Raw genomic sequence first — 23,329 nt, forward strand, 5'->3', positions numbered from 1 at the left:
AATTTACAAATTATAATCCTACTCTACATTAGGGAGCTGAATTCCAATTCGTTCTTATACGCTCTGAGACTTTACAAGCATCATAAACTGCTGGGAAGTGTTATAAACTTTAGACTTTTCGTAAAATTAGTCCAATTGATATAATAGAAATCAGAGTAGAGACTAATACAAAGTAAAGACTGGTGTAGCCAAAATTTACATATAATAATGTAAAGAATAAACTGCCCAATATACCTGAAACTGCTTTACCAGTATATAGGATTGCAGTATTTGAAGTGGAGAATTTAGAACCATATAAATCTCCTATAAATGACATGTAAGTGGGTAATGATGCACCTCCCATCACACCTATCAATATTATGCTTATATACAAGGGTACTATTAAAGAATTAAATATGGCAATCATGAGTAAAATAACTGCCACTATCATTAAAATATTAACAAGCAACATTCCCTTAATTCTTCCTATCTTATCAGATATGTAACCCATAAGGGGTCTACCTATTCCATTAGCTATTGGAAAAACTACTATCAAAATAGAGTACTCAGCTAAATTCGTAAACTTCGCAATAATAGATAAAGATGAAGAAGAAAGAAGGAGAGGAACTGCTATTAAACTGAATGAAATATAGATTAACCAGAAGTTGGGCTCTTTAACCACAGATATTGGGTCTTTTCCTTTCACACTCTTAGGGTATCGGGCAAATGAGTACAATATTGGAACAATGACTGATGCAACTATCCCTATTATCAACATTGGCTCTCTATACGTTGTAAAACGTAAAATAAAAGGATTTGCAATTGCGCCACCGATCCCAAAACCCATGGAAACTATGCCAGAAGCCAATCCCCTCTTATCTTCAAACCATTTTATTGCCAAATTGAGCGATAAACCGAAAAGAATTCCAACACCTACGCTTCCTAGACACCAGCTTACATAAAAGAAGTAGATATTTGGAGCTAATGAGCTTAAAACAAGACAAACTGACATCAATATTGAGGCCGGCACTCCTACGGTTCTAGGTCCATACAAATCAGCCAAATATCCACTTAATATTTGTGTGATAGTTGATAAGACTACGAAAAAAGTAAATGCTAATTCTGCTTGAACCACTGTTACGTTCAAGGTTCTAATAATTAACGGTTCGTAAGCGTTCCAAGAATATTGATAAGTGGAGTTAAATAGCATTGCTATTAGTCCTATAAAAAGATATTTGACCCTCTCTCTCATAAATTACATTTACCTATCACACTTAAATCGCTAACGCAAGATTGTCTTATAAGGTTTTTCAAAATTGAAGTTTCTTTCTAATTTCTCTTATAAATGTTATTATAAACTACAAATTTATTTATTGGTAAGTGAATTTGTATCGAGTTTACCGAACATATATCACATTAACAAGGCAAGTTATGTTTAAATACTTTTATTCTTTAATATATTTTTGTGGCATTAAATGCTACCCTCAATCCCTAAAGAAAAGTTATTAGATATGTATAGAAAGATGTTATTGATAAGGTACCATGAGCTTACTGCCAAGGAGCTCTTCGCATCCGGTAAGATACCTGGATTCGTTCACTTATATGTAGGGGAAGAAGCAGTAGCTGTAGGAGTAATGAGTGCATTAAGAGAAGATGATGTTATAACTAGTACTCATAGAGGACATGGCCATTGTATAGCTAAAGGTTTAGACGTAAAGAGAATGCTAGCAGAGATTATGGGAAAGAAAACTGGTGTATGTAAGGGTAAGGGAGGTTCGATGCATATTTTCGATTACAGTAAAGGTATGTTAGGTGCGAATGGCATAGTAGGTGGAGGTGCCCCTCATGCAGTAGGAGCTGCCCTAGCATTCAAGCTCAAAGGTTTAGATAGAGTTTCTGTTGCCTTTATAGGAGATGGGGCTATGAATCAAGGTGTTGTCTTAGAATCCTTAAATCTCTCCGCAATATGGAGACTCCCTGTAATTTTCGTAGTTGAGGATAACATGTATGCAATGTCAACTAGAAGCTTAGCTCCAGGTAAATTACAACCTAGACATTCTGCAGCAAAGAGTTATGTTGAAAGGGCTTTAGGTTTCGGTATACCCGCAGTAGAAGTGGATGGAATGGACGTATTAGCAGTTTACGAGGTCGCTAGAGAGGCAGTAAATAGGGCTAGAAAAGGTGAAGGTCCATCTTTACTTCATTGTAAGACATACAGATTCTTTGGACACTTTGAGGGAGATCCTCTAGTTTATAGAGATAAGGAGGAAGAAGAGATGTGGAGAAAGAGAGATCCCATATTATTACTAAGGGATAAGTTAGTCTCAAATAATATCGTGCCTCCAGAAGAACTGGATAAGATAGATAGAGAAGCCAAAGCGGAAATAGAGCAAGCACTGAAATTCGCTGAGGATAGCCCGTATCCAGAAGTTGAGGAAGCACTTACTGATGTTTTCACAGATAATTCGTATTGAGGTGAACGTAAATGAGGCAATTAACCTTTACGGATGCAATAAATGAGGCCTTACGACAAGAAATGGAAAGGGATTCTTCAATAGTACTAATAGGAGAGGATATAGGAGTTTATGGAGGAGCTTTTGGTGTAACTAAAGGTCTAATAGAGAAATTTGGCTCTGATAAGGTTATTGATACTCCGATATCTGAGGCAGGCTTCATAGGAGCTGCAGTAGGTGCCGCATTAGCTGGTCTGAGACCGGTAGTAGAATTAATGTTCGTTGACTTTTTCGGAGTTGCAATGGACCAAATTTATAATCAAATGGCAAAGCTGAGATATATGTCTGGTGGACAATTAAAGGTGCCACTTACCTTAAGAGCACCAATAGGTGCGGGAATAAGTGCTGCTGCACAGCATTCACAGACGCTTTATTCCATATTTGCGCATGTACCGGGATTAAAAGTAGTTGTACCATCTACACCTTATGACGCTAAAGGTTTATTGATATCATCTATCCGTGATGATAATCCGGTTATATTTTTAGAACATAAGGTGCTATATGGTATAAAAGGTGAGGTACCAGAAGAGGAATACACTATACCACTGGGAAAAGCGGATATAAAAAGAGAAGGAGAGGACGTTACAATAATTGGTTTAGCTAGGACAGTATGGCATAGTTTAGAGGCTGCAGAACAATTATCTAAAGAGGGAATAAGTGCAGAAGTAATAGATGCGAGAACAATAGTGCCTTTTGATAAGGAAACAATAATTAAATCAGTTAAGAAGACTGGAAGAGTAGTGATAGTGGATGAAGACTATGATAGATGTGGATTTGCTTCCTGGGTTTCCGCAATAATTGCAGATGAAGCTTTTGAGTATTTAGATGCTCCAATAAAGAGAATAACGACACCAAATGTACCTATACCGTTTAGCCCTCCCTTAGAACAATACATTTTACCGGACTCCAAGAAAATCATTAATACGGTTAAATCAATACTGGGGTAACTTCCAATTGCCATCAATAGGGATTGTAATTAATCCAGAATCTGGAAGAGATATTAGAAGGATAGTTGGCAAGGCATCTTTCGTGACAAGTTATATGAAAATTGATGTGATAAAACGATTCCTTTTAGGCTTAGACTCAACAAGTTCAGTAGATGAAGTCATATTTATGCCTGATTTTTATGGAATAAGTTTTGATATAATTAATGAAATTAAGGATAATGTAAGCTTCGAGTTAAGTACAATAGATATGAAAGTTGAGAATTCCGCTAATGATACAATTAACGCTGCAAGATATATGGTAAATAGTGGGATAGATATGATAGTGAGTGCAGGTGGGGATGGTACCCTTAGAGCAGTTTATAAAGGGGCAGGAGATAAAGTTCCAATATTGGGACTTTCCTTAGGTACTAATAACGTTTTAGGCGCTTCATACGAACCAACCGTCTTAGGAATAATGTTAGGGTTACTAGTCCGTAATATTAACCCAGATGTTATAGACAAGACCAAAACTATAAAGATCCTAGTTAATGATGAATTTAGAGACTTGGCGTTAGTCGACTTAACATTAGTTGATGGTTGGTATATAGGAGCAAAGGCCATATGGGATGAGTACTCTTTAAGGTATGCATTTATCTCTAAAGGAGAATTAGGAGATATAGGAATACCATCAATAGCCAGTTTCATTAAGCCTATCGGTTTTCAGGATGATTTTGGCCTAATGATAGAGTTTGGTATAGGTAATAGGATAAACGCTATACTTGCGCCAGGATTAGTAAAACAAGTATTTATAAAGGAAATTAAAACGTTAAGAGTAGGTCAAGAAATATCTATACCTAGTGGGAATTATGTTGTAGCGTTTGATGGGGAAAAGGAAATGGTAGTTAACAGTAATGATGAGATAAAAATTAAAATAGATAGAGATGGACCTTTCTTAATTAACGTACCTAGAGCATTAAGTTATATTAGTAGCTATTATAAAAAAGGAGGAGGTGAAATAGAATGGGTAAAGAAGTACTAATGCCCAAATTAGGACTAACTATGACTAAAGGAAAAATTGTTCAATGGAAGAAAAAAGAAGGGGATAGAGTTCAAGAAGGAGAAGATTTAGTTGTAATTGAAACTGAGAAAATAACAACCACAGTAAAAGCCCCAATAAGTGGTGTTTTACTTAAAATTTACGCTAAGGAGGGAGAAGAAGTTCCAGTAGGTCAAATAATAGCATTTATAGGGGAAATTGGAGAACAACCACCATCAATTGCACCTTCCAAGCCCACTATATCAGTAGAATCTCAAAAGCCTATCCAAACTAAAACTGAAGAAGTAAAAGTAACTGAAGTAAGAGCTTCGCCAAGAGCTAGAAGACTTGCAAAAGAGAAAGGCATAGATTTAACCATGGTTAAAGGCACTGGTCCTGGAGGTATGATAACTGAGGAGGATGTTCTGAGAGAATTAGAAGTCATTGAGAAACAGATGAAATTCACTGCTACTGGTCTTAGGGTCAAAGAAGTAATACCAATGAGTCCCATGAGACAAGAGATAAGTAGAAGAATGGTTCAAAGCCTTCAATCTATGGCCCAAGTAACATTAAGTATGGAAATAAACGCTAACTCAATAGTAAAATTAAAGGAAGAAGTAGAAAATAGGAATAATGTAAAGATAACTTATACTGATATTCTAATAAAGGTGGTAGCAATCTTACTTAGAAATCATCCATATCTTAATGCAACCTTAGAAGGAGATCAAATAAAGATAATTGAGGAAATTAACATAGGAGTAGCAGTGGCTTTAGATCAAGGATTAATAGTTCCAGTAATAAGAAACGCAGACACTAAATCAATTATAGAGATATCTAAAGAAAGTCATGAACTCGCAAATAAAGCCAGAGAAAATAAGCTAACTCCAGACGAGGTTGTGGGAGGAACATTTACCATTAGTAATTTAGGCATGTATGACATTGACTCTTTCACACCAATTATAAATCCACCGCAAACTGCTATATTAGGAGTAGGCAGAATAAAGAAAGCACCAATAGTAACGAATGATAGTATATCAGTAGGTTACACTATGTGGCTGAGTCTTACATTTGATCATAGAGTCATAGACGGTCATACTGCAGCTAAGTTCTTAAAAGAGCTTTCGGAAATACTAGAAGATGAAAATAAATTGAAGAGTATAATTAGTTAACTTTATATTAAATTCCATAAACTTCTTTTTTAAGTTTTTTAGGGAAATGACTGTCAAGAGTATCTTACATAACCTTGCTAGCTTCCATATTGAAATATCTAAAATAACATACCACATATTACTCCTTATTCATCTTTAACAGAATACAAAAATGATCATTGCTTTCCTTTTCAGTTTCAGTTGAGAGAAGCTTAGAGAAAGCTTTGAAAGTGTCAAACCATTAAGGCTAAGAAATATCAAGTCTATTCTGGATTCTACTGAAATTGATTTTCATTACAATTCTAAATAGGAAATATCGTTAGGGAAAAATGCTTAGCAAATGTATTGACAATAAAATAGCGTAAAAATTCCTCATCATTTTATTAACGAAATTGCATAAAGGGTTTAATCAAAATGATATGAAACTTTATATAAATGAAAAATATACATATTTATTTATGAAAGTTGTGATAGTAGGTGCAGGTCCAGCTGGAATTTATGCCGCATTAAACTTGTCTAAGCATGCAAAGGTTACCCTAATAGAGAGAGAAGAAAGATTAGGAGGTACTTGCGTACTTTACGGTTGCATACCCACTAAATCTATGCTTCATCCTTTAATATCTTTAAAACAAAAAACTGAATTTACTTTACATAGTCTCAGAGAGAATGCCATAAATTCTATAAACACAATAAGTAAAAATTTAGAACAATTATTACTTAGCCATGATATAGAAGTTATCCACGCTAACGGTTTTTTAAGATCATCTATCGTTAATGCGGGAAACACATCACTTGCAGCTGATAAAATTTTAATCACAACGGGGACAAGAAGGGAAAAATTGGACGGTATTAGATTTACTGAAGATTTAGCTTATAGTAAAGATGATTATAACAGTGTAATTGTGGTAGGTGGAGATGTAGGTGGGATAGAATTAAGCTGGATGATGCGAAAATTAGGAAAAGAGGTCCACTTAATTGATAAGAATAACGCACTTTTGCAGAATGTTGATAATACACTTTCTGAGATAGTAACAAATTATTTAGCTCAGATGGGTGTAAAATTGCATTTGGGAAGAAGTACGTCTAAAATAAACTCCAACTCAGTAGTATTAGAGAGCGGTGAAATAATTTCAGCAGATTCAGTATTCGTCACTTTTGGCAGGAAACCCAATATTGAAGGATTTGAAGAAATTGCCCATAACAAATACATTAATGTTGATGAGTATTTGAGAACACAAGTTCCCAATATCTATGCTGCAGGAGATATAATAGGAACGTTTACTGCACATGAGGCAATATACGGTGGTATTATAGCAGCTAGGAATATTCTGGGTGAAAACAGAGAATTCCTAGTAGAAGGGATACCAAAAGTCATATACATACATCCTCAAATAGCATATGTGGGTGTAATGAGTGGTAAATGCGTCACGTTAAATACATTAAGTTTAACTAGGACTATAATAGAAAGGGAAGATGAGGGATTCCTGAAACTATGCGCAAGAGATGATAGGATAACTGGAGCTGTAGCGTTTATGCCGAATGCTGAAGATGTGATTTCAATTATTTCAATTCTAATACGATATCAAATACCTTTAAAGGATGCTGTGAACCTTGTCTTACCACATCCTTCCTATTTAGAAGCAGTAACTGAAGCTTTGATGAAATTGGAGAGTTAAGAATTGCTTAACTTAAAATTATCTATAATTTAACTTCAAAGATAATTTGTGGTATATCTGTAAATTACCTCAACTTAGTACGCTATCTTCACCCGAAGAGAATGCAAAAATTAATATACTCTATAAATTGTTATGGAAGAAATGTTATTCAGATAATTTGAAGTTCGATATAATTTTAATTTTCAATTTATTATGTATTATAAATTCAATTAAAAGTACTTGTACTCAAATTGATTTTATAATATCTTTTGTCGAATACACTTTAGTCAAATATGCATACCTTAAATATTTAAGGCCAAGAAAATGTTGCGCATCAGTGAAACTATTTACTGCATCATGTGGTATAATTATTTCGTATCCTCTGAAGAACGCATCAGCTGCTGTATGTCTGACGCAAATATCCGTATGCAATCCAGTTAAGATTAAAGTGTTAGCTCCTTCTCCATTATAAAGAGCCCTTAAGATGGAGTCTAGATCTGTATTGTAAAAACCTGAATAACTAGTTTTAGGTACGATGAAATCCACAGTTTTAGGTTCTAATTCTTTTATAACTTCGGCTCCTTTAGTTCCCCTTATCGCGTGCTCTCCCCATCTATGTATTTCAAAATCTGTTACTCTATGCGAATCGTTTGAGTATATTACAGGTATTGAGTGCTCCCTAGCCCAATCCAGTATTGATTGAATGTTAGGAATTATACTCTTAAATCTCTCTCCGCCTAACTTACCATATACAAAATCATTAAGCATGTCAATTACTATTACAGCATATCTCCTCTTATTATCGTAAACGAAAGCTTCCTTTACATCGTTATAGATTTCACTTAAATTAACACTAATATTCTTGAACACTTCTTCCAATCCTTTTCCGTGTTCTATTGCCATAAACTATAATTAATGAGGTAGGTTAAAAATCTTACGAACATAAGTTCGATTAGAAATATCCTTTTTTACTTTATTATAAATAATTTTTATCTTAAAGTTATTTTATAGAGTCCTCCAATTAGCGTTAATATGCCTTGTGGGGTATTTGTAAACTATCTGGTTTGGTACGTTCTTCTCGCTATGAAGAGAATATGAAAGAGTAACGTAGATGTTAAAAAACTCCACAAAGTAGCGTTAATATCAACATAAAGGCTCTTATTTAATAGAAGTCGCAATATACCACATTTTGAAGTTTCTTATTTCACAGTTTTTGCACAGTTCCTTCAATATTTTCTCTACTTTTTCTGGTTCAAAGAAATCTGATTTATTATGAGGAGTTGAAAAAGGTAATACATGAGCGTCAGGAGTGTAATCAACTAATATAATACTACCTCCCTTTTTTTGTTACACGTACCATTTCCCTTATACCATTTTCTATGGAAGTCATATGATGAAGAAGCATAACAGAAACTACGTAGTCAAAGTATTCGTCTGGAAATGGGAGATCTTCAGCTATACCCTGCTTAAAATAGATACCGTCAGTCAATTTTTCCTTTTCTAATTCTAACTTAACCTTTTCTATCGCTTCAGCATCGGCATCGATTGACCAGATTTCTCTGGGTGGAGGTATTATACTAGATAAGAACCTAACATTTCTTCCAAACCCAGTTCCTACATCTAACACCCTTAAGTTACTTTTAATCTTTATTTTAGAAGCTATTTCCCTTCTTATATCTTCTCCAAACCCGTGAAAATCAGAAGAGGGCTGATTAGACGAGCTGACTTTCTTACCTTTATGAATCATATAATATTATAATGTATTTAAGGTATATATCTTTTTTATGAGCATCATATGATTTAAAATCTCAATATCATAACCCTACAATAAAATCCTATCCTAGCTTCTTTCTGCAAATATAAAAATCCATCAGATTGTTAGAGGTGAAACATGTAACGCCTCAACCCTCGTATTGGAGCTTATCGAAATGACGAAAACCGCTCATCCTCCATAACGGTAGTCTACAAATTCAATTCACGAAAAATATTACTTGAGATTTATTTTGAGCTAGCATAAAAAAATTAAAAACTTAAAAAATAAATTGAATTCAAAGAGAGAAAAACATTTGTGAGAGCGTTCAGTAATAAATCTTTCTGTAAAAAATTTTGCATACTCTTATCGTTATCATCTATCATTATTATCGTTCTTTTGAATCTATTCTTGTACCTTATTATCTCGCCATCAAGAAACTCTAGGTATGACACTAGTTCCTTTTCTATTGGTTTTTCCCTCACTTACCATGCTTATCAATTTTTCTGCGTCGTTATAATCGCTTTTCTTTCTCTTAGATCCTTATTTCTTGCTATTAAGTTTAGGTGGGTTTATCCCACGCGAATAACAAAACAAATTGTGGAAAGCTAGCGATATCTATTGGTATACATTATTTTAGTTCTTTCGGTGCCCTAGGGTATTTTTCCCATAATTTGGGATCATGGGAGACTATTATATTTGTTCTTGGCAATTTCATGATGGCCTTAAGCAATCTTATCCTAGTATAATATTCTTCTGCATTCCCTAAAAGCCAACCTTTGCTTTCAAAATCGAATTCTTCTGGTACGTGTATGAAATCTCCAGTAAGTATATAATTATTATCGTTTTGAGTCCTGACTTTTAATAACATTGAACCAGGGGTATGACCACCAAATAGGTAAAGTTCTACTCCCGGTAATATTTCCAAATATTCATTTGTTATAGGTACTATGTTCATCTCGCGTAATATTTCTAAGTCTTTCAGCAAATAAGGGACTGATTTATTCAACCAAACATTTAATAAAGCATGTTTGAGTTCTCTTTCATGAACTATTACTGAAGGTTTGGCGCTCTTAAATAAGTCTAGGTTTCCTGTATGGTCTAGATGTAAATGAGAAAAGACAATGAAGTGTACATCTTCTGGCTTTAGACCTATACTTTTTAGTTGATTTTCTATTTTATTTTCCTCAGAGAATTTAGTTATTGGAAATACATTTAACGCAATTGGCGGCCAACTATCTTTTACTTTCTCTGAAATACCCGTATCAAAGAGAATTATACCATCCTTATGTTCTATTACGGCACTCATTACACTCACTTCAATCCAATTTCTTGGTTTAGGATTATTTTTCATTTCATCTACTGTCATAGGAGTAGGGAGAAACCAAGCTAAATCCGCACCTATTTTTCCATGATCTAGCAAATAAATTTTATTAACACTCATATCTATCTTTTGATTTTTATGGTTTAAAATTTTTGCTATAATAAACTATAATACTCATCTAGTAAAATTTCTAACAATATTTTCTCGGATTTCCTTATATGATATAGAAGAGTATTTGGTCTTATACCTAACTCCTTACTTAGTATTGATAAGTTACAGTTTTTAGGATATTCAAACAATCCCTTATCGTAAGCAATTTTAAGAAATTTCATGTTCCTATCAGTCAACTTATCTATTAGATTCTCTACTTTCTCTAATTCCATCTTTTTGAATGAAAGAAGATTGGACATTTTCTCTAATTTTTCACTAAGACTAGATATTAGAGAGGATTTAACAATTATTTTCCATTTTTCTATTCCATGAAATATTCTATGTGATAGTACTAAAGAGTTTGCTTCGTAAAGTAAATTCGATATGGAGTTCCGTTTTGGGTATATGAATTCCATTATAAAGCCGTAATTATCCAAAAAATCTAATCTAATTATTTTAATACTATTATTATTTCTTAATTCCCTAATTAAGTCCTTGGAGTCCTTACCTATAACCATAACCTTCGAGGAGAAAATGTCTTCATTGTCGAATTCTTGGGACAACAACTTAATGTTAACGTTGTACTTAGCAGTAAGTTCAGTCCAACAGTTTGGGTGGAGGAGATCAACGGATAATACTGAAAATTTTTCCATAATTTAACTTAATAAATAAAAGTATAAAAAATTTATGGAGTATACCACGATAATGGATATGATGAATCATCTATTTCCTTAGCATATATAGAGATTTTTAGCCTTTTTTGCGTCTCAACCATTACTGCAACTTCGTCATTGTAAGTTCCCCTTTTATTAAGACTTGATTCTAATGCACCAGGCTGTGGACCATGAACATGACCACCTCTATGTAGTGTTATATCACCTTTACCTATTCCTCTTCTGCTCATAAATTGTCCTGATGAATAGAAGATAACCTCATCAGCATCTACATTATTATGGTAATATGATATGGGAATTGACTGTGGATGATAATCGAAGAGCCTTGAAACAAATGTACAGATAACAAAACTATTAGCCGTAAAAGTAGTATACACTGTGGGTGGTTGATGTAGTTTACCAGTAATAGGTTCTAAATCGTACACGCTCAAAGCAAATGGATAAAGATATCCATCCCAGCCTATTACATCGAATGGATGTGTGTCTAAATCTACAAATTGAAAACCATTTACTGTTTTAATAACTAATTTATAGTTTCCCTTCTCATTATATGTCTTTAGGCTAGGTAACCTTATGTCTCTATTATAATAGAAAGAACCCTCAATTAACTGTCCATACTCGTTTCTATAGTCTTTGGGAATTTCAATCTGTTTACCTTCAATTATAAATAACTCAGAATATTTCTTAAATGTGAATGTGTATGTAGTTCCTCTTGGAATAACTAAATAATCACCTGGCTTTAGGTCTAATTCTCCAAATTCACTTCTAAACGAGACCTCTCCCTCATGGACGTAATATACTTCATCAAAATCAGCATTCCTGTAAAATAACTTACTCTCCCCCTCATCTATTTTAGCATAGGATAGAAAAGTATCATCATTGAAGAGCAATAAAATACGATCTAAGAAAACATCATTAGACTTTCTTAATTTCAAGGTAGATAACTTATGATGTCTATACCCTGAATCTTTCCACTCTTCAATAACGTTATTCTTCCACTCTCCTAATTTAACTATTCTTGTGGGGGGATTTATGTGATAGAGGAGAGAATATCTACCGCTAAATCCATTTAATCCAAAAACTTCTTCTCTCACTAATTTTTCATCTTTTGTAAATACGGTATGCCTCTTTCTAGGAACTTCACCTTGTCTATAGTAGAATACCATGTATATATTACTTTTAAAGTGGTATTATAAGCATATAATAGAAAAGTTTCAATGAAATGTTTATTTTAAAGGTATATTAAAGAGTATTATATGGTAGAAGAAAAGATAAAACCCGAGTTATTTTGGGTAATGGATTATTATTCTGAATCGGGATTAACAAAAAAGGATTATTATGAGCAAGTAGCAAAGGAAGTAGAGTTTGCGGAGAAATTAGGCTTTAGAGGAGTATGGATAGCAGAACATCATTTCATAGATTACGGCATAGTTCCATCTGCACCTATATACTTATCTTATTTAGCCACTAGAACTAAAAGTATAAGAATTGGACCTGCTGTTTCCACAATAGTATTTAGAAATCCAGTACAGGTTGCTGAGGATTATTCACTGCTGGATACGCTATCAAATGGAAGATTAAATTTAGCCATGGGAAGTGGGTACTTAAAGCATGAATTTGCTGGGTTTAATATACCTCAAGAAGCTAAGAGAGAGATTTTTGACGAAGCGTTAGAGATAATTCTTAGACTAATGAAAGGAGAGAAAGTAAACTTCCATGGCAAATACTTCAAATATGAAAATATAGGGATAAACGTATTGCCCATACAAAAACCCCATCCACCTATTTGGATAGCAGTACTTAGAGCTGAGGCAGCTTACCATGTGGGAAAGAAGGGATTTAACTTAATGATGATACCATATGCGACTGTAGACAGGATAGAAGATATAGTACCGGTAATAAATTCGTATAGAGAAGGTATAAAAGGGAGTAATGCCAGCACAGAAATTTCATTAGCGTTCCACACTCACATCTCTAAATCTTTCCATGATGCAGTAGAGGAATCTAAAGAATATTTACATAGGTATGTATTTTCTAGGCTTTACGCTAAAAGGAGAACATTAGATGAACTATATAATAGTGGATTACTGTTATTGGGAAGTCCAGACGACGTTGCAAATCAAATTTATAAAATATGGAAACTGTCTGGGCTTAATAGGATAATGTTCCTAGTTGATTATGGTATGAAACCATTTACTCTAGTTACTGATATTCTCACTAATATAAGAGAGAAAGTTGCTAAAAGTCTCGAAACTAAAGGCCTTATACTCGACTTTGAGGACAAGTGAAAAATATCATTTTTACCATCAAAAATACAGATCATTACCTTTTTCCTAAATATGGGTTTTCAAAACTTACATTACTTTAAACATTCTCCAACAATAATGACGTGCTAAACTACTGTGGTTTAATGCCAAACCACAAAGCCAAATCTGATCATCCCATTTTTGGTATCATCAATGATTCAGCGTAAGCCATACTTCTGAGCAACTTGGCCGTATTTCCCTCTACGTAATTTTCTCCAAAATCTCCGAAGAATTTATCCCCGATTCTTATTATTGTAGCGATCCTTTTAGGTTTAAATTTAATTTCTTCCCCTAATGCATTTTTCATTGAAATTCTCCCTGAACTAACAGCTACATCAGCTGACATCGGTATATCAATTTCTTCAAATGTTGCACAATCTCCAGCTCCGAACACGTTTTTATGTTCCACAGACTTTAAGTACTCATCAACGATAAGTCTATGATTCTTGTTTTTATGTTGAAATGCATCAATTAATACTGGACCCTTTAGTCCACCAGCGAAGATAGTTAATTCCGACTTAATTTCACCATGAGTAGTTAGAACGGAATTTTTCTTAATTTCTAAGGCTTCAACTCCAAGTAGCAAATTAACTCCTAACTCCGTTAGAATTTTCTTAGCTGTATTTGAGGATGCGGTAGTCATAGTTGGTAATAGTCTATCTCTCCTTTGAATGAGCGTTATTCTTTTACCAGTAACATTAGAGGCAATATTGCCTGCTAGTTCGACACCGGACGCTCCACCACCAATAATTACTATATCCCTAACCTCTTGTATTCTCTTCTTCAACTCTAACGCATCTTGGAGATTCTCTATTTTATGTGCATACTCTTTTGCTCCCTTTAATCTGGGGAGGTTTTGTTGATGCCCTAAACTTATTATTACCTTATCATATGAAATTGATTGACCGTTACTGAGAATTATCCTCCTTTCGTTAAAATCTATTTTAACTACTTCTCCTACTAACACTTTTTCATATTTTACTCTTATATCATCGATATTTTTTAACCCACACGCGAAATCAATAATCCAAGGAGTTAATAGGAAATAATCCTTTTTATCTATCAATAGAGAATTCTTGTTTTGATTATAAGCTGATATTCCTGCAAATCCACCACCTACTATGACAATCATTTAGATCCCTTGTAGCTTTTCTCTAAATATAGAAAGTATATATTCTCCTGCTTGTTTGAATGTTAATTTTGGTGGCATTGGTCTTTCATTAGGGTCTACAATTGCATCCAAAACGGCAGGACCTTCAAAATTTAAGAACTCCTCTATTACTTGCTCAGCATCTTTTGGTTCTTCTAATCTAAAACCTTTAAAACCAATTGCCTCAGCTAATTTTATAAAATCTGGATTATATAAATCAACCCCCCATTCTGGATAGCCCATTACTTCTTGCTCGAATTTTATCATCCCCAGTTTAGAGTTGTTGTATATAACTATCTTTACTGGAAGATCATATTTCTTAGCTGTTATCATTTCCATCATTGTCATTGTAAATCCTCCATCCCCTGTAAATGAAATAACTTGCCTTTGATTATTAACTGCAAAAGATGCACCAACTGCGCCGGGTACTCCTATACCCATAGAGCCTAACCAAGCGGAGAAAACGAAAGTTTGCTCACCAGATGCTCTGAAATGTCTTGCGGTCCACATCGTAACATTTCCGGTATCTGTGATAATTACAGCATCTTTTTTACATTTCTGAGATACTAAATAAGCTATCCTCTGTGGTTTCATTGGCTTTTCTAGACTATTTTCTTGTTTACTTAATGAATCTAACCAATCTTCTTTAGCTCCCTTCATTTCCTCATAAAACTTATCCTTTTTCTCATCTACCTCAATGTCTAAGAAAGAGCTAACTGGCACCGTATATGCTATGTCTACTCCTATTCTTTTACCTATATTACTGCTTTCTATGTCAACTTGTATTACCTTCGCATCCTCAGATAGAAAATTAACATAAGGAAATGAGGTCCCTAGCATTATTAACAAATCAGTTTTATCCATAGCTTCAATTGATGGCTTAGTTCCCAAAAGACCTATCCCTCCCATAACTTTTGGATCCAAATCTGGTAGTATTCCCTTACCATTTAAGGCATATATTACTGGTGCACCTATTTTTTCTGAGAATTTATTCAGTTTTTCAGATGTACCCTTAGCCCCACCCCCTATTAGAATAACGGGTCTCTCGCTTTCCTTGACTAATTCTTTTGCTTTAGAGAAATCAATGTGATACTCAACTTTTGGTTCTTCAGTCTTTTTACTCCCTTTATAGCTACTGCTTTTCCTCAAAATGTCAACTGGTAAATTGATGTGAGCAACTCCCCTTTTAGAAATCGCCTCTCTTATTGCTCTTCTCGTTATGTATTCAGCGTTTTCTGGATTAATTATAATCTGATTATATACAGCTACGTCATCGAACAGCTTAACTAAATTTACCTCTTGAAAATAATCATGACCGATCATATCAGATTCCACTTGTCCAGTAAATGCTATTACAGCAGCGTGGTCCATTTTAGCATCGTACAATCCATTAAGCAAGTGTATTGATCCAGGTCCGGAAGTTCCCATACATGCTACGGGCCTTCCCGTTATTTTAGCCTCAACGGAAGATGCGAAAGCTGCACCTTCTTCATGCCTTGTTTGGATATATTTAACACTATTGGATTTTCTTATTGCATCTACTAATGGATCTATTGAATCACCTGGAATCCCATATACTCTTTCTATACCATTCTCTTCTAAAACCTTTACAATAACTTCAGCAACTGATGGCATACTATACTATTTACTATTAACCTATAAAAAGCTTAAATTATAATAATCGTAATTAGAAACAATATTTCAATAAACCCAAACTAATAAAAATAGTTAATTCAAGTTTTTGGATATTTTCAACTATATGATATTAGTTTATGAAGTATCTGAAAATTGAGGTCCTTCTCTTAATCAGAATTATTCGTAGAATCAGCGCTAAGTATTGAAATGCTATACGCCATTAATTGACTAAATAGTAACGTCATTTACAATCGCCTATTGACTAAAGCTTGCGTAATTGATATTAATCTGCTATAGTATTGAATTAAAAGGACTATATGAAGTTAAAAGGAGATAAACAGAATTTTACTTATATCGATTTTATCTATTCTATTCCATAAAATATTCTATCTGACGATATGAGGTAGAGGAAAATTGAGGTAGGTATCGTTATTTTATTGTCATTTCTCCCTATTTCATCAATAGATAAAATATAACCCGGTATTTCAATGGTTCTTCTTATTCTTTTTTCCCATTTGACTTCAACACCCATTTTGCCTACTACGAAGTCTATCTCTTTTCCATTTTTGAAGAATGTAAAAGTGCTCTCGTTGAATTCCCTAGATAGATGTTCCCCTACCGTTTGTTCAATTAATAATGGTATGTCATTGGTTTCTAAATCCTTACCTAAACTGTATCTTTTCATTACTCTGAATAGGAAAGGATCAATGAAGTATATCTTCTTTAAAGATTTATAATTAATCCTATCGCTATTCAATTCTTTTTTTCTAAAAACTCTGACTATGAATAGTTTTTCTAGGATTTCTAGGTAGTCTGAAACTGTATTGTGAGAGATAGAGATTTCTTTTGCAATACTGTTTTCTGTTATTCTAGTAGCGATGCTCTCAACTATCTTCCTTATTATTTGCTTGAATATGATTTCGTTTTTGTTTGTTTTGAAGAATTCTGTCATTATCGCATCTTTATAAGTTTCATATAGTGACATTGGATCGTCAACGAAATTCGTAGCGAGATAACCGCCCCTTTTAATGTATTCTAATAATACCCTATTGAGTTCTGAGATGTAGGGAATTAACCTAATAGCGTATTCGTACATTTTATCCATTTCTTGAATGTTAATTGTAGGTATATCAATTATTTTTTTGAAGAATGTATTAAAATACACTCTAAAATTAAGCGGATAATATATAAACTTATGAATTGGCCTCCCTGGAAGGGTTTCTCTGTACAAGTTAATTGACGATGAACCAGTAACGTAGACTAGTGAGTTCTTGAAATAACCCGCATTAAATAAGTGAAGTAAACTAACGTTCCAATCTTTTACTGAGGTTATTTCGTCCAAAAATATGTGAGCTTCATCCTTATTTATTAAAGTTCTATATTGGTTAATCAAATCTATTAATTCCTCCTTTTTTGAAAGTGAATCGCACGAGAAGAAGAGTATTTTCTCTGGTTTTGTTCCTTTCTCTAACAGTGATTTTATTGTCGTTTTTACAAATGTTGTTTTTCCTACTTGTCTAGGCCCTAAAATTAATGCGTTTTCCGTTAATGGGGGAATGAAGATTTTTGCCTTCCTTACATTCTCGTCCTCATAAATTTTTTTAGGGTCAATCCACCACGGATTTTGAAAACTCATCTGAGATATAAGTGACACTTAATAATTTAGTATCAAGTTTCATATAAAACTTTCTATCTAGCTGACAACTTTTCCGGAAAGATTGTCAATTTATTATCAAGTTTTCCATTATCTATATAAAGAAATAAGGCAACTTAAGATCAAAGGAAATTCATAAAGGGATGTTATTCACGTTAATTGGGAAATTCAACCACGAGAGAGTGTCCGATATGAGAGAAATTCAGTGAATAATTATTTGAAACATATCTAATTAATGAAAAAACTGAATAATACTTAAGTTGGGCAAATTGACATCTATGTTAGTCAATTTAACCTCAAATTAAGGTGATAACTCGGAACATAGAGTTAACTTCATATTTTATATTAAAATAAGCCGAATTTTATGCAATCCGGACACTCTCACGAGCTTGTTAGCATGGAACTGAAAAAGTTTCAGTAAACACTTGAAGGGATTTTCGGAGAACTACTATTAGTAAATTCAATCAATAGTCTGATGTATATTATACAAATTGAGAATTTAAGCAATCTTATGATGAGAAGACCTCACATAAATTTTTAAGAATTTCAGGAGTTACATAACCTCTAATATATTCATTAGAAATTCAACATAATTGACATTATTTGTATTTAGGAATAAGAGAGCTTTATGGGAACTTACAATGTTGCAACTACTAAGAAAATGACTATAGTTTCGTTCTTCTACTTAATTCCCTCAGAAGTCTCTTCTAATGGTTTCCTTGCAGTCTCTTTACTCATTACTATTGAAATTACTAACGCTATCAAGCAGATTGAACCGAATAATATTAACGAATTGAAGAACCCTATCTGCTTCGTCATAATTGGAAAATAGAACACTCCTAGAACTGACCCTATTCTACTTATTGCAGTCGCGAATCCTTGTCCTACGGATCTAACTGGAGTAGGGTAAAGTTCTGTAGGATAAAATAGAGTAACCGCACCAGCCCACTGCTCTAATGCCACAAATGACATAAAATAAGGAACCAAAATAGCTCCGGTAAGTTTATACAAACCGCCTAGGAACAATAAAATGGTCATAAATCCTAATCCCACTAATAGAACTGGTCTTCTTCCAAAAGAATCTATAAGAAATTCAGCAACAACATAACCTAGTACTGCAGCTCCAGCTATTGCTAAAGTACCTAGTATTACCTCATATTTCGATGGAAACGCAAACTCCTCCAGAAGATATGGGTAATATAAGCCTATTCCATAAGCAGCTACGTCAAACAGAAACCAAACGCTGGTTACGAAAAGGGTAACTTTTAATAGATTTCCCTTAAATAAGTCGATTACGCTCTTAACGCCTTTATTTTCAATTTCACTATTAATCTCTTTAATCCTCATTTTTCCAGTGGAAACTAACCACCTAGGTGACTCTATTAACCTTAGTCTAAGAAGTATAATAGGCAAGGATATTATTGCACCGATTAGAAATACATATCTCCAAAAATAACTTCCCAAAGGTAGTAGAAACAATGTTACAACACCAGAAATACCAACTCCTACCCAGTACATTGCAACAGATCCAGTTAAGTATTTGCCCCTTGTTTTAGAAGGTGAAAGTTCTGACATTAATGTGCTACTTATTGGATAATCTCCGCCTATTCCTATTCCCAGAAGCAATCTAGACACGAAAAGTTCAACGAAGTTCTGTGATATTGCTGATAATACTCCGAACACCAAGAAAAAGAAAAGATCGAGTCCCATTATCTTGCTCCTTCCCATCTTATCTGATAACCATCCAAATAATATCGACCCAGGTATCATTCCAATTAGAGATGAAGCTAATAGTAAACCATATTGAATTGTAGTTAATGAAAATTCCTTAAGTATTATGGTTGCAGCAAATGAGATCACGTTTAAATCATATCCATCTAGTAGAAATCCAGCTGATGTAACTATGAAGGTTCTCAGACGAGTTAAGAATGGTATATTGTCGAAATAGGACATTACAGTAAACTCATTTTATTGACTGGATAAAAGTCTTTCTATAGTTCAAATATGATAAGACTACTATTAGGTAGTGTTACACTTATCATCATAAAAATGACCTTCTTTGATGTAATCTTTTTTAAGTAGTACTACAAATATTATCTACAAGAAAAATACATAAGGAAAATGATGTAAAAATTACTTGGAAAGATACTTCCATGATAATATTATTCCGATAATCGATAAGACTACAGCGAACAAGCCTAGATATAGGAAGTCAATTGTTAAATTGGTGCTTATTCCAAGCAATAATCCTCTGGCAACTCCATTGGAATATGTCAGTGGATTTACGTAAGCTACTGGTTTTAACCAACTTGGCATGGATTTTATGGGATAAAATGCGTTGCTAGTGAAAAGTAATGGAAGATTCAATAGATTCATTATGGCCATTTGTGACTCCCAACTAGTTGCTCTCAACGCCAACATTAGAAATAGTGAGGATAGTCCAAATGACATCAGGAATAATGAAGCATAGACTCCTAAGAAGTCTAATGCGTTAATTCCAGGAGCGAAAGTCATTCCCAAAAGTACCGCAACAACAAGGACTATTATAGCTTGAACCAATGATCTTATCACTGATGAGAGCACTTTACCCACTATTATATTCCCCCTAGCAACTGGTGTGGTTAAAATCCTATCTAATACTCCTAATCTTCTATCCCAAACTATTGACATTCCACTTTGCATTGACGTAAACAACACTATGAACGATAACATTCCAGATGCTAAATAGGAGAAGTAATCTGTAGTACCAAAGGTTTGCTTAAGTATTTCTAATCCTATCTGATCTATAACTTCTTTTGGTATGTTTAAACCCGGTATATTGAAACTACTGCCAGTAAATATTGCCCCTAAATTCATCGCCTTGCCGAATATACCTATCCAGAATATTGGTTGTATTAATGAAAGTAGAAGTATTACTGGAGCCTTATACCATTTCTTTAACTCTCTAGATGTTAAAGTCCATAATCCATGAAGAAATGATGTATTTCTTCGCTCCTCCATCATGATCTCGCCCTCCTCATTGTTCTTCTAAACGCAAACATCTCTTGTGCATTAGCTTCTTCGTCTCTTAACCTCTTTCCAGTAAACTCCATATAAACCTCATCCATAGTTGGTTCAGTGATGGACATCCTACTAACCTTTATCCCATTCTTCACTAACATTTCCAAAATTTCCGGTGCCTTTTCCTCTGCATTCCTAACCTTAATTCTGATTCCGTCGCTAACCTTTCTTACGTCTATAATGCTATCCGTATTTGAGATTATCTTTATCGCTAGTTCATCATTATTAGTCTGTAATGAAATCAAATCTCCTCCTACCTTATCTTTCAGCTCTTTTGGGCTTCCTATGGCTAAAATCTTACCCTTATCGATTATTGCGATTCTATCCCCATACATATCTGCCTCTTCCAGATAGTGAGTGGTGACGAAAATGGTCATCTTATACTCTTCCTTAAGCTTCATTATGTATTGCCATATTGCAGCCCTAGTCTGAGCATCTAAACCTAATGTTGGCTCATCTAAGAACAGTATTCTAGGCCTACTTATTAATGACATAGCTATTTCTAACCTTCTTCTCATACCACCAGAATACGTTTCCACTTTTCTATTTGAAGCAAAAGTCAGTTCCACCATCTCGAGCAATTCCTTCGCTCTTTCCTCAGCGACTTTCTTTGGTATACCGTAAAGTCCAGCCATCATCATCATGTTTTCCCAACCAGTTAAGTCTTCATCTGCGGTATATTCTTGAGGTACTACGCCAATTGATTGCCTAACCAATGCGGGTTGCTTTGTAATGTCATAGCCGTTAACTATTGCAGTACCCTCAGTCGGTTTAAGGACAGTTGTTAACATTTTTATGGTCGTAGATTTTCCAGCGCCATTAGGGCCTAAAAAACCAAAGATTTCTCCCTCATATACCTCAAAATTAATGTGATCCACAGCCACAAACTTGCCATACATTTTAGTTAAGTTGATAGCCTTAATAGCGACATTAGCCATTCTTGATCACCTCCTCAATTTCCCTTATACACTTCATAATTCTTTCCTTATGAAGCAATAGCTTATTCCTATCAACGTCCTTAAAAAACTCCGCTAATCCTTCCAGTTCTTGAATGGCATCTTCAATTGTATTAGCCTGCCTAATTGGTAACAAGTCCTTAATTTCCTCAATACCTTTAGAAGTAATCTTATATTTACTATCATTGATTTTTTCGATAACTCCTTCTTCTACCATTTTACTGAGTAATGGATATACAGATCCTGGCGAAGGTTTCCAAAAACCCCAGGTTATCTTGTAGATGTCATCAATTATATCAACTCCTCTCTTTGGAGATTGCCAAAGAATCCAAAGTATCATATTCCTCAATCTTCCTTTCTGCCTAGCTATTAACTCACTCATACTATCGATATCGATAGTAATAAATTTAAATTTATCCTCCTATCGATACCGATAGAAAAGTTTAAAAATAAAGGTACTTTGTGGGTTTTCCAAAACTTACATTACTCTTTGGATTCTCTTCATAAAAAGAGCGTTCCAAACCAGATAGCGTACAAACATCCCACAAAGCAAAATAAAGGAGGCACCACGTCTACATTTCAGATCATCTGATAAGCTACTCATCCACTAAGTACCAATATATTTAGATATTTTACTGATAAAACTTAGTTAATCTCGACTTTAGTTAATTATTCTATAGTCTGCGACATTCGTTAACTAAACAAAAGTGAATACCGATAAGGTAACCTTCATAAACTTTTACTAAATTTCTCCACCTTTGATTTGATTTCCTCGACTAGTTTGGATATTTCTCCATCAGTTTTGAAATACTTCAGTATTACTTCTGGTATTTTAGACACTATCTTAATTATGTCCTTTTTAACATCATCCTTACTTCTGTAGAAAGAAAAATCACGCTCAAAACCATTATATTGATAATCGTGTAAATTTAATGCCTTATCCACCATCCAGTCAATATCTATTCCTATTCTCTCTAGATAATTAGACAACGCTTTCATCGAATGAGTAGGAACCGTGTGAGCTTTCTTCACTAACCAATCTTTCTCCTTTTCGTCTGCTACCTCTAATATTTTATCTTGATGTTTTACAATTAAAGCTGAGATTAACGATTTTACAGCACTAAAAGCTTTCCCAGCAGAGTTTCTTGTGAAACCTCTTTCAAATAGTTCTATTGCTAAGAGAGAATCAGCTAACGATTCAAGAATTCTAGCGTAAAGATAATCCTCGTTTACTTGATATAAGTCTCTTTCCATAATTATTAGAATAGTTGGTATCAATAAAAGATTTCCCTAATTAAACTGATCCGCATTTAGGATGGTGCATCTCGCCATGGGATTTCCTACTTCTCAGTTAGAGCTGGATCCTCACAGCGAAAGTTCCATCCGAATTTACTAAAGCCCCGTGTAGTAGGA

20 protein-coding genes are annotated in these 23,329 nt (G+C 34.1%); 6 read left to right on the forward strand and 14 right to left on the reverse strand.

What is annotated here, in order from left to right; all coding sequences use genetic code 11:
* Positions 1-109 precede the first annotated feature (109 nt).
* Entirely contained in the window at positions 110-1,231 is a 1,122-nt protein-coding gene (locus tag V6M85_RS03790; RefSeq protein WP_338603180.1) for an MFS transporter, read from the reverse strand.
* A gap of 223 nt (positions 1,232-1,454) precedes the next feature.
* On the opposite strand from V6M85_RS03790, the gene V6M85_RS03795 reads away from it, so the two are divergent.
* The 5 genes from V6M85_RS03795 (at position 1,455) to V6M85_RS03815 (ending at position 7,278) form a co-directional block, all read left to right on the forward strand.
* Entirely contained in the window at positions 1,455-2,453 is a 999-nt protein-coding gene (locus tag V6M85_RS03795) for a thiamine pyrophosphate-dependent dehydrogenase E1 component subunit alpha (protein WP_338603183.1), read from the forward strand.
* Positions 2,454-2,464: 11 nt separating this feature from the next.
* Positions 2,465-3,439 carry an alpha-ketoacid dehydrogenase subunit beta gene (locus tag V6M85_RS03800; RefSeq protein ID WP_338603186.1) on the forward strand — a complete coding sequence of 325 codons (975 nt, stop codon included), beginning with the start codon at positions 2,465-2,467 and terminating at the stop codon, positions 3,437-3,439.
* A gap of 7 nt (positions 3,440-3,446) precedes the next feature.
* On the forward strand, positions 3,447-4,457 hold the full coding sequence (locus tag V6M85_RS03805; RefSeq protein ID WP_338603189.1) for an NAD(+)/NADH kinase: 1,011 nt from the start codon (positions 3,447-3,449) through the stop codon (positions 4,455-4,457).
* Entirely contained in the window at positions 4,439-5,623 is a 1,185-nt protein-coding gene (locus tag V6M85_RS03810; protein ID WP_338603192.1) for a dihydrolipoamide acetyltransferase family protein, read from the forward strand. The genes V6M85_RS03805 and V6M85_RS03810 overlap by 19 nt, the downstream gene beginning before the upstream one ends.
* Positions 5,624-6,021: 398 nt before the next feature.
* Complete coding sequence (locus V6M85_RS03815; RefSeq protein ID WP_338603195.1) at positions 6,022-7,278, forward strand: NAD(P)/FAD-dependent oxidoreductase; 1,257 nt, start codon at positions 6,022-6,024, stop codon at positions 7,276-7,278.
* A gap of 225 nt (positions 7,279-7,503) precedes the next feature.
* On the opposite strand, the gene V6M85_RS03820 is transcribed toward V6M85_RS03815, so the two are convergent.
* From V6M85_RS03820 to V6M85_RS03840, 5 genes are all read right to left on the reverse strand, one after another.
* Entirely contained in the window at positions 7,504-8,160 is a 657-nt protein-coding gene (locus tag V6M85_RS03820) for an isochorismatase family cysteine hydrolase (protein WP_338603198.1), read from the reverse strand.
* A 427-nt stretch (positions 8,161-8,587) separates the two neighbouring features.
* Positions 8,588-9,004, reverse strand: coding sequence for a class I SAM-dependent methyltransferase (locus V6M85_RS03825; RefSeq protein WP_338603200.1), 417 nt, complete (start codon positions 9,002-9,004; stop codon positions 8,588-8,590).
* A 634-nt stretch (positions 9,005-9,638) separates the two neighbouring features.
* Positions 9,639-10,451 (reverse strand): N-acyl homoserine lactonase family protein, encoded by an 813-nt coding sequence (locus V6M85_RS03830; protein WP_422398115.1) that lies wholly within the window; start codon positions 10,449-10,451, stop codon positions 9,639-9,641.
* A 35-nt stretch (positions 10,452-10,486) separates the two neighbouring features.
* Positions 10,487-11,134 carry a helix-turn-helix domain-containing protein gene (locus tag V6M85_RS03835; protein ID WP_338603202.1) on the reverse strand — a complete coding sequence of 216 codons (648 nt, stop codon included), beginning with the start codon at positions 11,132-11,134 and terminating at the stop codon, positions 10,487-10,489.
* 32 nt (positions 11,135-11,166) lie between these two features.
* Positions 11,167-12,321, reverse strand: coding sequence for a homogentisate 1,2-dioxygenase (locus tag V6M85_RS03840; RefSeq protein ID WP_338603204.1), 1,155 nt, complete (start codon positions 12,319-12,321; stop codon positions 11,167-11,169).
* A gap of 90 nt (positions 12,322-12,411) precedes the next feature.
* On the opposite strand from V6M85_RS03840, the gene V6M85_RS03845 reads away from it, so the two are divergent.
* Entirely contained in the window at positions 12,412-13,443 is a 1,032-nt protein-coding gene (locus V6M85_RS03845; RefSeq protein ID WP_338603207.1) for an LLM class flavin-dependent oxidoreductase, read from the forward strand.
* 148 nt (positions 13,444-13,591) lie between these two features.
* Here the strand turns inward: V6M85_RS03845 and V6M85_RS03850 are convergent, their stop codons facing one another.
* The 8 genes from V6M85_RS03850 to V6M85_RS03885 all read right to left on the reverse strand — a co-directional run bounded on the left by V6M85_RS03850 (position 13,592) and on the right by V6M85_RS03885 (position 23,170).
* Positions 13,592-14,593 carry an NAD(P)/FAD-dependent oxidoreductase gene (locus V6M85_RS03850; protein WP_338603210.1) on the reverse strand — a complete coding sequence of 334 codons (1,002 nt, stop codon included), beginning with the start codon at positions 14,591-14,593 and terminating at the stop codon, positions 13,592-13,594.
* The gene (locus V6M85_RS03855; protein WP_338603214.1) at positions 14,594-16,246 is read right to left on the reverse strand and encodes a pyruvate oxidase; all 1,653 of its coding nucleotides are present in this window, start codon (positions 16,244-16,246) and stop codon (positions 14,594-14,596) included.
* A gap of 364 nt (positions 16,247-16,610) precedes the next feature.
* Entirely contained in the window at positions 16,611-17,882 is a 1,272-nt protein-coding gene (locus tag V6M85_RS03860; protein ID WP_338604571.1) for an ATP-binding protein, read from the reverse strand.
* 699 nt (positions 17,883-18,581) lie between these two features.
* Positions 18,582-19,853: an MFS transporter gene (locus tag V6M85_RS03865; protein WP_338603217.1), complete on the reverse strand. Its 1,272-nt coding sequence runs from the start codon at positions 19,851-19,853 to the stop codon at positions 18,582-18,584.
* 180 nt (positions 19,854-20,033) lie between these two features.
* A complete protein-coding gene (locus tag V6M85_RS03870) occupies positions 20,034-20,906 on the reverse strand; it encodes an ABC transporter permease (protein ID WP_338604573.1) in 873 nt (290 codons plus the stop codon).
* Positions 20,900-21,898, reverse strand: coding sequence for an ATP-binding cassette domain-containing protein (locus V6M85_RS03875; protein WP_338603219.1), 999 nt, complete (start codon positions 21,896-21,898; stop codon positions 20,900-20,902). Before V6M85_RS03875 ends, V6M85_RS03870 begins: the two co-directional genes overlap by 7 nt.
* Positions 21,891-22,298 (reverse strand): PadR family transcriptional regulator, encoded by a 408-nt coding sequence (locus V6M85_RS03880; protein WP_338603222.1) that lies wholly within the window; start codon positions 22,296-22,298, stop codon positions 21,891-21,893. Before V6M85_RS03880 ends, V6M85_RS03875 begins: the two co-directional genes overlap by 8 nt.
* A gap of 347 nt (positions 22,299-22,645) precedes the next feature.
* The gene (locus tag V6M85_RS03885; RefSeq protein WP_338603224.1) at positions 22,646-23,170 is read right to left on the reverse strand and encodes a PaREP1 family protein; all 525 of its coding nucleotides are present in this window, start codon (positions 23,168-23,170) and stop codon (positions 22,646-22,648) included.
* Positions 23,171-23,329: the final 159 nt, after the last annotated feature.

Origin of the sequence: Sulfolobus tengchongensis (genome assembly GCF_036967215.1) — an archaeon.
GTDB lineage: Archaea > Thermoproteota > Thermoprotei_A > Sulfolobales > Sulfolobaceae > Saccharolobus > Saccharolobus tengchongensis_A.